The sequence below is a fragment of the Haloarcula sp. Atlit-120R genome (assembly GCF_003665885.1).
Classification (GTDB): Archaea; Halobacteriota; Halobacteria; order Halobacteriales; family Haloarculaceae; genus Haloarcula; species Haloarcula taiwanensis.
Map to the genome: position 1 here is coordinate 1 of NZ_QPLN01000076.1, position 471 is coordinate 471.

A 471-nucleotide genomic window follows, 5' to 3' on the forward strand; every position below is an offset into this window, starting at 1 on the left:
CGGCGACATCGTGGTGAATCGCCCCTACGCCGACGCGGCCGACGTGGGCGTCGATGCCGACGTGACGAAGTACGTTCAGTAGCGCGTTCAGTCCTCGAAACGCCGTTCTTCACCTGCAACCGCGCTCTCTCTGCGCGCCCGACGCGTTCACTCGCAAGCGTGGTGCGTCGTTCACTTGCAGCCGTGGTCTGTCGGTGGGGTGAGCACTGTCGGTGCGGCGGACGGCGTCGAACCGCGAAAAGAGCGCCGTCAGAAGTCGTCTTCGACGACCTCGCCGACGGCGAAGTTAGACTTGACTTCGGTGATTTCGACTTTCACGCGCTCGCCGACTTCCGTGCCGGGAACGATGATGACGTAGCCGCGTTCGACGCGGGCGATACCGTCGCCCTGCTTGCCGATGTCCTCGATTTCGACGTAGCGGAGTTCGCCGGCTTCGACGGGCGGTTGCGGTTCGTTCGTGGGCGTCGGTCC

Annotated in this window: 1 protein-coding gene; it reads right to left on the minus strand. The window is 64.5% G+C overall.

The genetic code is table 11. The features are described 5' to 3' along the window. Positions 1-249: 249 nt before the first annotated feature. Positions 250-471, minus strand: a 222-nt coding sequence (locus DVK01_RS21290; protein WP_121538846.1) for a TRAM domain-containing protein, incomplete at its 5' end; no start/stop codon positions are given.